Below are 15,100 nucleotides of genomic sequence, written 5' to 3' on the forward strand. Positions count from 1 at the left end.
GAAGGAATGGAAATGGTTATGCCTGGAGACCACATCGACATGGAAGTTGAATTAATCACAGAAATCGCTATGGATGAAGGATTAAGATTCGCTATCAGAGAAGGTGGAAGAACTGTAGGTTCAGGAGTTGTTACTTCAATAATCGAGTAGTTTTAAGCAAAACAACATATAGTTTATCATAATAAGGACTGGGTTAAATAACCTAGTCCTTTACATAGCCAACGTTTGTTGACACTTGTGTATATTTATGATAATGTATTTTAGTAATTAACTAGCAGTGTATTGGTAGATAGAACTACTTTTAATATACAACAAAACTGGAGGTGCTGAACGTGAGAGTAAAAGTAACTTTAGCATGTACTGAGTGCAAGCAAAGAAACTACAACACTATGAAAAACAAGAAAAACGATCCTAATAGAATAGAGATGAAAAAATACTGCAAATTCTGTAAGACTCATACTCTTCACAGAGAAACTAAGTAGTGTTTTGGATAGAAAAATTCTAATACATTATTATGGTGTTAAGGATGTGAATTTATGGCTGCAAAGCAAAATGTAAATGAACAAAGCAGAGGCTTTGGTATAACAAAGTTCTTTAGAGGGGTTAAGGCTGAAATCAAAAGAATAACTTGGCCACCAAAAGAAGAAGCTAAAAAGGCCATTGTTGCAGTAATTGTATTTACTGTAATATCTATTGCTTTAATAGGAGTAATGGATTTTGTATTTAAGAACCTCTTTGAGTTAGTGTTTGGACTTAAATAATATAAAGGAGGTTTGGTGATTTTATTCACCGGTATGATATGAGTGATAGAGCTAGATGGTACGTAGTACACACATATTCAGGATACGAAAATAAAGTTAAAGCAAATCTTGAGAAGACTATAGAGAACAGAAACTTAGAATCTTTAATCTTAGACATTCAAGTTCCTATGGAAGAGAGTGCAGAAGAAAAAGATGGTAAGATAAAAGTTACTTTAAAGAAAAAATTCCCAGGATATGTTATAGTAAACATGGTTATGACAGATGAATCTTGGTATGTCGTAAGAAATACAAGAGGAGTAACTGGATTTGTAGGTCCAGGGTCAAAACCTGTACCACTTACCGATGAAGAGGTAGAATCTATGGGAGTAATGAAAACTGCTATGGATATCGACTTGGAGGTAGGAGAAACTATAAACATTATTTCAGGAGCTTTAAGTGGTTTTGCTGCTATAATCCAAGAAATAAATGTTGAAAAAGGCAAAATAAAAGCCTTAGTAGATATGTTCGGTAGAGAAACTCTAGCTGAACTAGATTTTAATCAAGTAGAAAAATTAGATTAAAAATCAGACTAACGTCTCGATCAAGTGGGAGGGCGGAAGTCCGATAATTACCACAGTATAGGAGGAATAAACTCATGGCTAAGAAAGTAACAGGAATGATAAAACTTCAACTTCCTGCAGGAAAAGCAACACCAGCACCACCAGTAGGACCAGCTTTAGGTCAACACGGTGTAAACATAATGGGATTCTGTAAAGAATTCAACGCAAAGACTGCTGATAAAGCTGGCTTAATAATACCAGTTGTAATAACTGTATATCAAGACAGATCATTCAGCTTCATATTAAAAACTCCACCAGCTGCAGTTCTTATAAAGAAAGAATTAGGCTTAGAAAGTGGATCAGGTGTTCCAAACAGAACTAAAGTTGGAAACATCACTAAAGAGCAAATAAGAAAAATTGCTGAATTAAAAATGCCAGACTTAAATGCTGCAACAATCGAAACTGCAATGAGCATGATCGAAGGTACTGCTAGAAGTATGGGTGTAGTAGTAGTAGAATAATTTATTCAAATCGGTGGGAGGTAAAAACCGCTAATACCACAAAGGAGGATTATATTAATGGGAAAGAAATATATTGAAAGTTCAAAATTAATAGATAAAAATGCATTATATACTCCAGCAGAAGCTTTAGAGCTTGCTGTTAAAACTGCAAAAGCTAAGTTCGATGAAACTATCGAATTACACGTAAGATTAGGTGTAGACCCAAGACATGCTGACCAACAAGTTAGAGGAGCTGTTGTTCTTCCACACGGAACTGGTAAAGATGTTAAAGTTTTAGTTTTCGCTAAAGGTGAGAAAGCTAAAGAAGCTGAAGCTGCAGGAGCAGATTTCGTTGGAGCTGACGAATTAGTACAAAAAATTCAAGGTGAAAACTGGTTTGATTATGATGTAGTTGTTGCTACTCCAGATATGATGGGTGTAGTTGGTAGATTAGGTAGAGTATTAGGACCAAAAGGTTTAATGCCAAACCCAAAATCAGGAACAGTTACATTTGACGTAGCTAACGCTATAAAAGAAATCAAAGCAGGTAAAGTTGAATATAGAGTAGATAAGACTGCTATAGTTCACTGCCCAATAGGAAAGAAATCTTTCGGAACTGAGAAGTTAGTTGAAAACTTCAAAGCTTTAATGGATGCTTTAATAAAAGCTAAACCAGCTGCTGCTAAAGGACAATACTTAAAATCAGTTTCGGTTTCAGCTACTATGGGACCTGGAGCTAAAGTTAACCCAGCTAAAGTTTTAGATTAATTTTAATAAAGTGCTTGACATAAGTTTAAGTGCATGTTAAAATAATTTTTGTTGAAAAAGTGAATGAAAGTTTCCGTAGACAGTAGGTGCTGAAAGGCATAACGTAGAACAACCTACCGAGGGCAATTATAGTGTATATAATAGTCTTCCTATGTCTACGGGAAGACTTTTCTTATTATATAAAGCAGTTAACTAAACTGTGAGGAGGTGGACACAGTGAACAAAAACAGACAATTAAAAGAAGCTAAAGTTGCAGAGATAAAAGAGAAATTAGAAAAAGCTCAATCAGTTGTACTTGCTAGCTACCAAGGTTTAACAGTAGAACAAGATACAAACTTAAGAAAGAGCTTAAGAGAAGCAGGTGTTGAGTACAAAGTTTACAAAAACACACTAGTTACTCTAGCTGCAAAAGAATTAGGTTTTGATGGAATAGTTGAATACTTAGAAGGTCCAGTTTCAATAGCTTTCGGTTACGAAGATGCTACTGCTCCAGCTAGAATCCTTAATGATTTCGCTAAGGAAAACAAAAAGCTTGAGTTAAAAGCTGCTATAGTAGAAGGAACAGTTTACAACAAAGAGCAAACTGAACAACTTGCTGCTATACCTTCAAGAGAAGTGTTACTTGCAAAACTTCTTGGAAGTATCAAGTCACCACTATCAAACTTTGCATACTTATTAAGTGCAATAGCAGACAAAAAAGAAGAATCTGCTGAATAATTAATAAAAATAAAAATTTAAAAAACAGGAAAGAAAATTTCGGAGGTGCGAATCATGACAAAAGAGCAAATCATAGAAGCTATAAAAGAAATGAGTGTTTTAGAATTAAACGAGTTAGTTAAAGCTTGTGAAGAAGAATTCGGAGTAAGCGCTGCTGCTCCAGTTGCTGTTGTAGGCGGAGCTGCTGCAGGTGCTGCTGCAGAAGAAAAATCAGAGTTTGACGTAGTATTAACTAATGCTGGTGCAAACAAAATAAAAGTAATCAAAGCAGTTAGAGAATTAACTGGTTTAGGATTAAAAGAAGCTAAAGAAATAGTTGATGGAGCTCCTAAAACATTAAAAGAAGCTGTAGCTAAAGAAGAAGCTGAAGACATGAAAGCTAAATTAGCTGAAGTTGGAGCTGAAGTAGAGCTTAAGTAATTAAAGCTTAATTTTAAAATATTAAAAGAGGTACTTAGTAGTGCCTCTTTTTTTTAACTCAAGAGATTGGGCGTAAAAAATAATTTAAAGTAAATTTTTTTAGAATATTGACAACGGGTATTGCCTATGATACCATAAGTAAATGTACTATTGTGTAATAGTATAAAGTTGAATATGAATTTTATGTATACTACATTAAAAAATGGGTATACTAAAAAGATGATATTGTATGTAATCCGAAAGCATAGGTCCTTAGGGAAAGTATGCTTTTGGCTATTTTAGTTTATACAAGGGGTGAAAGTTGATGGTACATCCTGTCCAAGTTGGAAAAAGAACGAGAATGAGCTTTGCAAAAGTCAAAGACGTGGCTGAAATGCCAAACCTAATTGAAATTCAATTAGATTCTTACAAATGGTTTTTAGATGCAGGACTTTATGAAGTTTTTGATGATATTAATCCTATCTCAAACTTTACTGGAAATCTTGTACTTGAGTTTGTAGGGTACACTCTAGATATGGATAACATAAAATATTCAGTTGAAGAGTGTAAAGAAAGAGACACTACTTATGCTGCACCGCTAAAAGTAGCTGTAAGACTTCAAAACAAAGAAACTGGAGAAATAAAAGAACAAGAGGTATTTATGGGAGATTTCCCATTAATGACAGAGCAAGGAACTTTTATAATCAATGGTGCCGAAAGAGTTATTGTTTCTCAGTTAGTAAGATCACCAGGTGTTTACTACAATTATAATGTAGATAAAACTGGTAAAAAACTGTTCTCTGCAACAGTAATACCTAACAGAGGTGCATGGTTAGAGTATGAAACAGATTCAAATGATGTTATCTATGTAAGAATAGATAAAACAAGAAAACTTCCTATAAGTATACTAGGAAGAGCTATGGGCTTTGGAAGCGATCAAGAACTTCTTGAGTATTTTGGTGAAGAAGAAAGATTCAAAGCTACAATAGAAAAAGATAATACTAAGACTAAAGAAGAAGCATTATTAGAAATCTATAAGAGATTAAGACCAGGTGAACCACCTACAGTTGATAGTGCAATTAGTTTAATAGATTCTTTATTCTTCGATGCTAAGAGATACGACTTATCAAGAGTTGGTAGATACAAGTTTAACAAAAAACTTGCAATTGGTTTAAGAATAGCTAACCAAATAGCAGCAGAAGATATAGTAGATAAATTAACTGGTGAAGTTTTAGTTGCAAAAGGTGAAAAAATATCAAGAGCTAATGCTGAAGAAATTCAAAATAGAGGAATAAATTCAGTTGATGTTTTAGTTGAAGACAGAGTAATTAGAATTATTGGTAACCACTTTGTAGATATACATAAGTGTGTGGACTTTGATATATCAGATTTAAATATCAGAGAATTAGTTCACTACCCAACATTAAGAGAGATCTTAGATAACTATTCTGATGAAGAAACTATAAAAGAAGAAATCAAAAAGAATATGACAAGACTTATTCCTAAGCACATCATCAAAGATGATATATTCGCTACAATAAGTTACCAAATTGGCTTAGCTTATAATATTGGATATGTTGATGATATAGACCACTTAGGAAACAGAAGATTAAGAAGTGTTGGTGAGCTTTTACAAAATCAATTTAGAATTGGTTTATCAAGAATGGAAAGAGTAGTTAAAGAGAGAATGACTATTCAAGATCAAGAAGCTATAACACCACAACAATTAATCAATATAAGACCAGTAGCAGCAGCTATAAAAGAGTTCTTTGGAAGCTCACAGTTATCACAGTTCATGGATCAAACAAACCCATTATCTGAGTTAACTCATAAGAGAAGATTATCAGCTCTTGGACCAGGAGGTCTTTCAAGAGAAAGAGCTGGTTTCGAAGTTAGAGACGTTCACCACTCTCATTATGGTAGAATGTGTCCTATCGAGACTCCAGAGGGACCAAACATAGGTCTTATAAACTCATTAGCTACATATGCTAAAGTTAATGAGTATGGCTTTATTGAAACTCCTTATAGAGTTGTAGATAAAGCAGAAGGTAGAGTAACTGGTGAAATAAGATACTTTACTGCAGATGAGGAAGACCAATACCTAGTAGCTCAGGCTAATGAACCATTAGACGAAAATGGATGCTTTATTGATAAGAAAGTAACTGTTAGAGATAAAGGTGAGGTATTAGTAGTTCCAAGTAAGGATGTTGACTTAATGGACGTTTCTCCAAGACAGCTAGTATCTGTTGCAACAGCAATGATACCTTTCTTAGAGAACGACGACGCATCAAGAGCCCTAATGGGATCAAACATGCAACGTCAAGCAGTTCCTTTATTAAAACCATATGCTCCAATAGTTGGTACTGGAATAGAATACAAAGCAGCTGTAGATTCAGGGGTTCTTCCTAAAGCTAAAAATGCTGGTGAAGTAGTTTATGTAAGTGCTAACGAAGTAAGAGTTAAGAGAGAATTAGATGGTGGTGTTGATACTTATAGACTTCTTAAATTCAAGAGAAGTAACCAAGGTACTTGTATAAACCAAAGACCAATAGTGGCTAAAGGTGACTGGGTACTTAAAGGTGAAGTATTAGCAGATGGACCTTCAACTGATTTAGGAGAAATAGCTTTAGGTAAAAACATAAGAATGGGATTCATTACTTGGGAAGGATATAACTACGAGGATGCTATGCTTATCTCAGAAGAGTTAGTTAGAGAAGACGTATTTACATCAATCCATATAGAAGAATATGAATGCGAAGCTAGAGACACTAAATTAGGACCAGAAGAAATAACTAGAGATATTCCAAACGTAAGTGAGGATGCTTTAAAAGATATAGATGAAAGAGGGATAATCAGAATCGGTGCTGAGGTAAGATCAGGAGATATTCTTGTTGGTAAAGTAACACCAAAAGGAGAAACTGAGCTTACTGCTGAAGAAAGATTATTAAGAGCTATCTTCGGTGAAAAAGCTAGAGAAGTTAGAGATACTTCTTTAAGAGTTCCACACGGGGAAGCTGGTATAATAGTAGATGTAAAAGTATTTACAAGAGAAAATGGAGATGATTTATCACCAGGAGTTAATGAACTTGTAAGATGTTACATTGCTCAAAAGAGAAAAATATCTGTTGGAGATAAGATGGCTGGTCGTCATGGTAACAAAGGGGTTATCTCAAGAGTATTACCAGAAGAAGATATGCCATTCTTACCAGATGGTAGACCACTTCAAATATGCTTAAACCCACTAGGGGTTCCATCTCGTATGAACATCGGTCAGGTATTAGAGGTTCACTTAGGATGGGCTGCAAGTGCATTAGGATGGCACATTGCTACACCAGTATTTGATGGTGCTACAGAGACTGATATAGAAGATTGCTTAGAAAAAGCAGGATACAATAGAAACGGAAAAACAGTTTTAAGAGATGGTAGAACTGGTGAAGAGTTTGATAACGAAGTAACAGTTGGTATCATGTACATCTTAAAACTTGCTCACTTAGTTGATGATAAGATCCATGCTAGATCAACAGGACCTTACTCATTAGTAACTCAACAGCCGCTTGGTGGTAAGGCACAATTCGGAGGACAAAGATTCGGAGAGATGGAGGTTTGGGCATTAGAAGCATACGGTGCTGCTCATACTCTTCAAGAAATACTTACTGTTAAGTCAGATGATGTTGTAGGTAGAGTTAAAACTTACGAAGCTATTGTTAAAGGTGAAAACATTCCTGAACCAGGAGTGCCAGAATCATTTAAGGTTCTTATTAAAGAACTTCAAGCTTTATGCTTAGACGTTAAAGTTTTAAATGATAATAACCAAGAAGTTAAATTCAAAGAATTAGCTGAAGATGATGATGAAATTGAAGTATTAGAAGTTAACATGGAAGGTACTGAAGATTCAACAACAGAAGAAGCTAAAGAGGAAAAAGGGGAAGCATACATCCCAGCAGAAGAAATTGATGAAGAAATAGACTATGAAAACATAGACTTATTAGACTTCACAAGTGATTTAGACATAGAAGATGATTTTAACTAGGATATAAAGTGTTCCCTTGCTCATGAGAGTAAGGGGATACTTAAAAATTCACATTAAACTATGAAGGGAGGACACACCCTTGTTCGAATTAAATAATTTTGATGCTTTACAAATCGGGTTAGCATCTCCAGAACAAATTAGAGAGTGGTCTAGAGGAGAAGTAAAGAAACCTGAAACTATTAACTATAGAACGTTAAAACCTGAGAGAGACGGATTATTCTGTGAAAGAATATTCGGACCTATAAAAGACTGGGAATGTCACTGTGGAAAATACAAAAGAGTTAGATATAAAGGTATTGTATGTGACAGATGTGGTGTTGAAGTAACTAAATCTAAAGTTAGAAGAGAGAGAATGGCTCACATTGAATTAGCTGCGCCAGTATCTCATATATGGTATTTCAAAGGAATACCTTCAAGAATGGGATTAATCCTTGATATGTCACCAAGAGCTTTAGAAAAAGTTCTATATTTTGCATCATATATAGTTATAGATCCAAAAGAAACTTCATTATTAAAGAAACAACTTCTTAATGAGAAAGAATATAGAGAAGCGTGTGACAAATATGGTGAAGAGAGCTTTGTAGCTGGAATGGGTGCAGAAGCTATAAAAACTTTATTATCAGAAATAGACTTAGAAAGAACTGCTGCTGAACTTAAAGAAGAATTAAAGCAAAGCACAGGTCAAAAGAAAGTTAGAATAATAAGAAGATTAGAAGTTGTAGAATCATTCAAATCATCAGGAAATAAACCTGAATGGATGGTAGTAGATGTAATACCAGTTATACCACCTGATTTAAGACCTATGGTTCAATTAGATGGAGGTAGATTTGCTACTTCAGATTTAAATGATTTATACAGAAGAGTTATAAATAGAAATAACAGACTTAAGAAGTTATTAGATCTTGGCGCTCCTGACATAATAGTTAGAAACGAAAAGAGAATGCTTCAAGAGGCTGTAGATGCTTTAATAGATAACGGTAGAAGAGGAAGACCTGTAACTGGTCCTGGAAACAGACCTCTTAAATCATTATCAGATATGCTTAAAGGTAAGCAAGGAAGATTCAGACAAAACCTTCTTGGTAAGAGGGTTGACTATTCAGGAAGATCAGTTATCGTTGTTGGTCCTGAATTAAAAATGTATCAATGTGGTCTTCCAAAAGAAATGGCTTTAGAATTATTCAAGCCTTTCGTTATGAAGAAATTAGTTGAAGACGGAGTTGCTCATAACATAAAGAGTGCTAAGAGAATGGTTGAAAGAGTAATGCCACAAGTATGGGATGTACTTGAAGAAGTTATAGCAGACCATCCAGTATTACTAAACAGAGCACCTACTCTACATAGACTAGGTATTCAAGCATTCCAACCAGTATTAGTTGAAGGTAGAGCTATAAAACTTCATCCACTTGTATGTACAGCATACAACGCTGACTTCGATGGAGACCAAATGGCTGTTCACGTACCTTTATCAGTTGAAGCTCAAGCAGAAGCTAGATTCTTAATGCTTGCAGCAGGTAATATAATGAAACCTTCTGATGGTAGACCAGTTTGTGTACCTACTCAGGATATGGTTCTTGGTTCATATTACTTAACAATGGATAAAGACGGAGCTAAAGGTGAAGGAAAATATTTCGCATCATTTGATGAAGTAATAATGGCTTACCAACTAAAAGAAGTTGATATTCATGCTAAGATTAACGTTAAAGTTACTAAAGAAATAGACGGAGAGCTTAAGTCAGGAATAATCAAAACAACTCCAGGATTTATAATATTCAATGAATGTATACCTCAAGACTTAGGTTTTGTAAATAGAGAAAATCCTGAAGAAATGTTCAATTTAGAAATAGATTTCTTAATAACTAAAAAGTCATTAGGAAAAATAATAGATAAATGTTACTTAAAGCATGGTCCAACTAAGACTTCAATAATGCTTGATAACATAAAAGCAACAGGATATCATTATTCATCAATTGGAGCTGTTACAGTTGCTGCTTCAGATATGATAGTTCCTCAAAAGAAATATGAGCTATTAAAAGAAGCTGATGAAACTGTAGATAAGATCGAAAAAATGTATAGAAGAGGTCTTATATCTGAAGATGAAAGATATGAAAGAGTTATAGAAAAATGGACTGAGACTACTGAGGAAGTTGCGGATACATTAATGAATAGCTTGGATAAATTTAACCCAATATTCATGATGGCAGACTCAGGAGCCAGAGGATCTAAGTCACAGATCAAACAGTTAGCTGGTATGAGAGGACTTATGGCGAGTCCATCAGGTAAAATCATCGAGTTACCAATCAGAGCATCATTTAGAGAAGGTCTTGACGTATTAGAGTACTTCATATCTACTCACGGAGCTAGAAAAGGTAACGCCGATACAGCACTTAAGACTGCTGACTCAGGTTACTTAACAAGAAGACTTGTTGACGTAAGCCAAGATGTTATAGTAAGAGAACACGACTGTGGAACTCAAAATGGTATTTACGTTGAAGAAATAAAAGAAGGTTCAGAAGTAGTTGAACAATTAGCTGAAAGATTAACAGGAAGATATACTGCAGAAGATGTTTTCCATCCAGAAACTGGAGAGCTTTTAGCTGCAAAAGATACTTACATGGATCCAATTTTAGCTGAAAAAATAGCTGACACTGGAATTCAAAAAGTAAAAATAAGATCAGTATTTACATGTGATTCTAAGGTTGGAGTATGTACTAAGTGTTATGGTATGAACATGGCAACATCATATAAAATTAATATTGGTGAAGCTGTTGGTATCGTAGCTGCTCAGTCAATCGGAGAACCAGGAACACAGCTTACAATGAGAACATTCCATACAGGTGGAGTTGCTGGAGCAGATATAACTCAAGGTCTTCCAAGGGTTGAAGAGTTATTCGAAGCAAGAAAACCAAAAGGATTAGCAATTGTAAGTGAAGTTGCAGGTACTGTAAGAATAGAAGAAACTAAGAAGAAGAGAACAGTTTATGTTGTTACTGATTCAGGAGAAGAATATAGCTATGACATACCATTTGGATCAAGATTAAAAGTTAAAGATGGTATAGCTATTGGAGCTGGAGATGAAATAACAGAAGGTTCAGTTAACCCACATGATATCATGAGCATTAAGGGTGTTGATGGTGCAAGAGAATACTTACTTTCAGAAGTTCAAAAAGTTTACAGACTTCAAGGGGTTGATATCAACGATAAGCACTTAGAGGTTGTAGTTAGACAAATGACTAGAAAGATAAAAGTAACAGAGCAAGGTGATACTAATTTATTACCAGGTGTAATGATTGATATGTTCGATTTCAGAGCTGAAAATGAAAGAGTTGAAAGTTTTGGAGGAGAAAAAGCTCAAGGAGATATAGTTCTTCTTGGTATTACTAAAGCAGCTCTTGCTACAGATAGTTTCTTATCAGCAGCATCATTCCAAGAAACAACAAGAGTTCTTACTGATGCAGCAATTAAAGGAAAAATTGATCCTCTTGTTGGATTAAAAGAAAATGTTATAATTGGTAAGTTAATTCCAGCAGGTACAGGTATGATGAAGTATAGATCATTAAAATTAAATACTGAAAACAGTAATCAAGAGACTGAAACAATAATTGAGATTGAAGAATAAGATTAATTTTGTTGACAGTAGTATTCTTAGATGATAAAATACAGTTTGTGTGATTAGCAAAGTACTAAGGGATTAACTTGTCTACATGATTATTTACAATGGAGGTAATCTTATGGTAGACAGACTTTTAGGAAAAAAAGTTATTGGCATAAAACAGTCCACAAAAGCTATGAAAAACGGTGAAGGAAAAATTTTGTATGTTGCAAAAAATGCTAACGATAAAATGGTTACTCCATTGGTAGAATTAGCAGAAAAATGTGGAATTGAAATAAAACATGTTAAAAACATGAAAATTCTAGGGGAAATGTGTGGCATAGATGTAAAATCAGCTGTAGCATTAATCTTAGATTAGAGTGTTAACATCTAAAATTTATATAGATAGTTAAATAATTTATCAGGAGGTGAAAGTATGCCAACTATAAGCCAATTAGTAAGAAAAGGCAGAAAAACAGTAGCATCAAAATCAACTGCACCAGCTCTTAAAGAGTGTCCACAAAAAAGAGGAGTTTGTACTGTAGTTAAAACAACTACTCCTAAGAAACCTAACTCAGCGTTAAGAAAAATCGCCAGAGTAAGATTAACTAATGGATACGAAGTAACAGCTTACATTCCTGGTGTAGGCCACAACTTACAAGAGCATAGTGTTGTTCTTATAAGAGGTGGAAGAGTTAAAGACCTTCCTGGTGTTAGATACCACATAGTAAGAGGAGCTTTAGACTCAGCTGGAGTAGCTAACAGAATGCAAGGAAGATCAAAGTACGGTGCTAAGAAACCAAAGCAAAAGAAATAATTATTGCTTAAACTTAGTTTAAGTGCTATGTCTTCAAGTTTAGATAAATAACTGTTCGAAGTTTAAATATAGATTATGAAGCAAGCACTTTACGACAATCGATTAAGTTGTGTCGAGTACCGATGAACTTAAACAAAAATTGTTAAGGAGGGAAGAAAAGTGCCAAGAAAAGGACATATTGCAAAAAGAGATGTATTACCAGATCCAGTGTACAATTCAAAAGTTGTTACTAAGTTAATAAATAACGTAATGGAAGATGGTAAAAAAGGAGTAGCACAAAAAATATGCTACGATGCTTTCCAAATAATCAATGAGAAAACTGGCAGAGATGCTATGGAAGTTTTTGAGGAAGCAATGAACAACATAATGCCTTTATTAGAGGTTAAAGCTAGAAGAATAGGTGGTGCTAACTACCAAGTTCCAATAGAAGTAAGACCTGAAAGAAGACAGACTTTAGGATTAAGATGGCTTCTTGCAGCTTCAAGAAAAAGAGGCGAGAAGTACATGAGAGAAAGATTAGCTGGAGAATTAATGGATGCAGCTAACAATACTGGAGCAGCTGTTAAGAAGAGAGAAGATACTCACAAAATGGCTGAAGCTAATAAAGCATTTGCTCATTACAGATATTAATAAAATGAAACTGTTTTGGCTAAAAGCCAAAACAGTTTTGTTGAATTTAAAAACACTATACGTTGAGAGGAGGAGTCACAATGGCTAGACAATATCCGTTAGAAAAATTCCGTAACTTCGGAATAATGGCACATATAGATGCTGGTAAAACAACTACTACTGAGCGTATTCTTTTCTATACAGGAAGAAACCACAAAATAGGGGAAACTCATGATGGAGCTTCAACTATGGACTGGATGGCTCAAGAGCAAGAAAGAGGTATAACAATAACTTCTGCTGCTACAACTTGTTTCTGGAAAGGTTATGAATTAAACATAATCGATACTCCAGGACACGTAGACTTCACAGTTGAGGTTGAAAGATCATTAAGAGTTCTTGATGGAGCTGTTACTGTTCTTGATGCTAAGAGTGGAGTTGAACCACAAACTGAAACTGTTTGGAGACAGGCAGACAAGTACGGCGTTCCAAGAATGATATACGTAAACAAAATGGATGCTACAGGAGCAGACTACTACAACTGTATAAACACAGTTAGAGAAAGATTACAAGCTAATGCTGTTGCAATCCAAATTCCAATAGGTCAAGAAGATCAATTCCAAGGAATGGTTGATTTATTAACAAATAAAGCAATCATATTCAAAGATGACTTAGGAAAAGATATAGAAGTAAGTGATGTTCCAGCTGATTTAGCTGATAAAGCAGAAGAGTACAGAGCTGCTATGATCGAAGCTATAGCTGAAACTGATGAAGAGTTAATGATGAAATACTTAGAAGGTGAAGAATTAACTCTTGAAGAATTAAAAGTTGCTTTAAGAAAAGCTACTATAAACAATGAAATAATCCCAGTTATCTGTGGATCATCATACAAAAACAAAGGTGTTCAACAAATGATCGATGGTGTTGTTGATTACTTACCATCACCATTAGATATACCTGCTGTTAAAGGTACTAACTTAGACGGTGAAGAAGAAGTTAGAGAAGCTTCAGATGACGCTCCAATGTCAGCTTTAGCATTCAAAATAGCTACTGACCCATTCGTTGGAAGATTAGCATTCACAAGAGTTTACTCAGGAGTTTTAGAGAGCGGTTCATACGTATTAAACTCAACTAAGGGTAAAAAAGAAAGAATCGGAAGACTTGTTAAGATGCACGCTAACTCAAGAGAGGAAGTTGAATCATTAGAAGCAGCTGAATTAGGAGCTGTAATAGGTCTTAAGAACACAACTACTGGAGATACTTTATGTACAGAAGCAGCTCCAATAATACTTGAAAAGATGGAATTCCCAGAGCCAGTTATATCTATAGCTATCGAGCCAAAGACAAAAGCTGGTCAAGAAAAAATGGGTATAGCTTTATCAAAGCTTGCTGAAGAGGATCCAACTTTCAAAACTTGGACTGATCAAGAAACAGGTCAAACTATCATAGCTGGTATGGGTGAGCTTCACTTAGATATCATCGTTGATAGATTACAAAGAGAATTCAAAGTTGAGTGTAACGTAGGTGCTCCTCAAGTTGCTTACAAAGAAACTATCAAAAAGGCTGTTGAAGCAGAAGCTAAATTTGCTAGACAATCTGGTGGTAGAGGACAATACGGTCACTGTAAGATAGAAATGATACCAACTGAAGGCGAATATGAATTCGAAAATGCTATCGTTGGAGGAGCTATTCCAAGAGAATACATTCCAGCAGTAGATAACGGAATCAGAGAAGCTGCAGAAAGTGGTATAATAGCTGGATACCCAGTTATAAACTTCAAAATAAGATTATTCGACGGATCATACCATGATGTCGATTCATCTGAAATGGCATTCAAAATAGCTGGATCTATGGCATTCAAAAACGCTATGGCTAAAGCTGATGCTGTATTACTTGAGCCTATAATGAAAGTTGAAATCACTGTACCAGAAGAGTACATGGGAGACGTTATAGGAGATGTTAACTCAAGAAGAGGTAGAATGGAAGGAATGGACTCAAGAAATGGTGCACAAATCATAAGAGCATTCATCCCACTATCAGAAATGTTTGGATACGCAACTGCATTAAGATCAAGAACTCAAGGTAGAGGAACTTATGCAATGGAATTCGATCACTATGATGACGTTCCTAAGAGCATCCAAGAAGAAGTTGCAGGTAAAAAAAATAAATAATTAAAGAAGCTTTTAAAGCTTCTTTAATATATAAATGTATATAATATTTTTAAATTAAAGGAGGAATTTGCAATGTCAAAAGCAAAATTTGAAAGAAGCAAACCACACGTTAACATTGGAACAATCGGTCACGTAGACCACGGTAAAACAACTTTAACAGCAGCTATAACAACAGTTTTAGCACAAGCTGGTGGAGCAGAAGC

Annotated in this window: 15 protein-coding genes and 1 other annotated feature; all 15 genes read left to right on the plus strand. The window is 34.9% G+C overall.

Annotation, left to right across the window (positions count from 1 at the left end; all coding sequences use genetic code 11):
• A partial coding sequence (locus ACYUCG_RS14790; protein ID WP_460268739.1) for an EF-Tu C-terminal domain-related protein occupies nt 1–150 on the plus strand: 150 nt, incomplete at its 5' end.
• A 182-nt stretch (nt 151–332) separates the two neighbouring features.
• A complete protein-coding gene (gene rpmG, locus ACYUCG_RS14795; protein WP_003482374.1) occupies nt 333–482 on the plus strand; it encodes a 50S ribosomal protein L33 in 150 nt (49 codons plus the stop codon).
• A gap of 54 nt (nt 483–536) precedes the next feature.
• Nucleotides 537–761: a preprotein translocase subunit SecE gene (gene secE, locus ACYUCG_RS14800; RefSeq protein WP_060795040.1), complete on the plus strand. Its 225-nt coding sequence runs from the start codon at nt 537–539 to the stop codon at nt 759–761.
• A 38-nt stretch (nt 762–799) separates the two neighbouring features.
• Complete coding sequence (nusG, locus tag ACYUCG_RS14805; protein WP_003452167.1) at nt 800–1,321, plus strand: transcription termination/antitermination protein NusG; 522 nt, start codon at nt 800–802, stop codon at nt 1,319–1,321.
• Between the two features lie 74 nt (nt 1,322–1,395).
• On the plus strand, nt 1,396–1,821 hold the full coding sequence (gene rplK, locus ACYUCG_RS14810; protein ID WP_003452181.1) for a 50S ribosomal protein L11: 426 nt from the start codon (nt 1,396–1,398) through the stop codon (nt 1,819–1,821).
• 57 nt (nt 1,822–1,878) lie between these two features.
• Complete coding sequence (rplA, locus tag ACYUCG_RS14815; RefSeq protein WP_460268803.1) at nt 1,879–2,568, plus strand: 50S ribosomal protein L1; 690 nt, start codon at nt 1,879–1,881, stop codon at nt 2,566–2,568.
• Between the two features lie 55 nt (nt 2,569–2,623).
• Nucleotides 2,624–2,750 (plus strand) — a sequence feature (ribosomal protein L10 leader region).
• Between the two features lie 34 nt (nt 2,751–2,784).
• Nucleotides 2,785–3,285, plus strand: coding sequence for a 50S ribosomal protein L10 (gene rplJ / locus ACYUCG_RS14820; RefSeq protein ID WP_003452177.1), 501 nt, complete (start codon nt 2,785–2,787; stop codon nt 3,283–3,285).
• A 54-nt stretch (nt 3,286–3,339) separates the two neighbouring features.
• The gene (gene rplL, locus ACYUCG_RS14825) at nt 3,340–3,705 is read left to right on the plus strand and encodes a 50S ribosomal protein L7/L12 (RefSeq protein ID WP_003452170.1); all 366 of its coding nucleotides are present in this window, start codon (nt 3,340–3,342) and stop codon (nt 3,703–3,705) included.
• Between the two features lie 304 nt (nt 3,706–4,009).
• The gene (gene rpoB / locus ACYUCG_RS14830) at nt 4,010–7,714 is read left to right on the plus strand and encodes a DNA-directed RNA polymerase subunit beta (protein WP_003460611.1); all 3,705 of its coding nucleotides are present in this window, start codon (nt 4,010–4,012) and stop codon (nt 7,712–7,714) included.
• 79 nt (nt 7,715–7,793) lie between these two features.
• The gene (gene rpoC / locus ACYUCG_RS14835; protein ID WP_003460614.1) at nt 7,794–11,330 is read left to right on the plus strand and encodes a DNA-directed RNA polymerase subunit beta'; all 3,537 of its coding nucleotides are present in this window, start codon (nt 7,794–7,796) and stop codon (nt 11,328–11,330) included.
• A 112-nt stretch (nt 11,331–11,442) separates the two neighbouring features.
• Nucleotides 11,443–11,682: a ribosomal L7Ae/L30e/S12e/Gadd45 family protein gene (locus ACYUCG_RS14840; protein ID WP_003452175.1), complete on the plus strand. Its 240-nt coding sequence runs from the start codon at nt 11,443–11,445 to the stop codon at nt 11,680–11,682.
• A gap of 57 nt (nt 11,683–11,739) precedes the next feature.
• Nucleotides 11,740–12,120, plus strand: a complete 381-nt coding sequence (rpsL, locus tag ACYUCG_RS14845; protein WP_003452165.1) for a 30S ribosomal protein S12 — start codon at nt 11,740–11,742, stop codon at nt 12,118–12,120.
• A 159-nt stretch (nt 12,121–12,279) separates the two neighbouring features.
• Nucleotides 12,280–12,750 (plus strand): 30S ribosomal protein S7, encoded by a 471-nt coding sequence (rpsG, locus tag ACYUCG_RS14850; RefSeq protein ID WP_003452182.1) that lies wholly within the window; start codon nt 12,280–12,282, stop codon nt 12,748–12,750.
• 80 nt (nt 12,751–12,830) lie between these two features.
• A complete protein-coding gene (fusA, locus tag ACYUCG_RS14855; RefSeq protein WP_060795039.1) occupies nt 12,831–14,897 on the plus strand; it encodes an elongation factor G in 2,067 nt (688 codons plus the stop codon).
• A 72-nt stretch (nt 14,898–14,969) separates the two neighbouring features.
• A partial coding sequence (locus ACYUCG_RS14860; RefSeq protein ID WP_242983383.1) for a GTP-binding protein occupies nt 14,970–15,100 on the plus strand: 131 nt, incomplete at its 3' end.

The organism is Clostridium sp. CTA-17 (assembly GCF_054767895.1).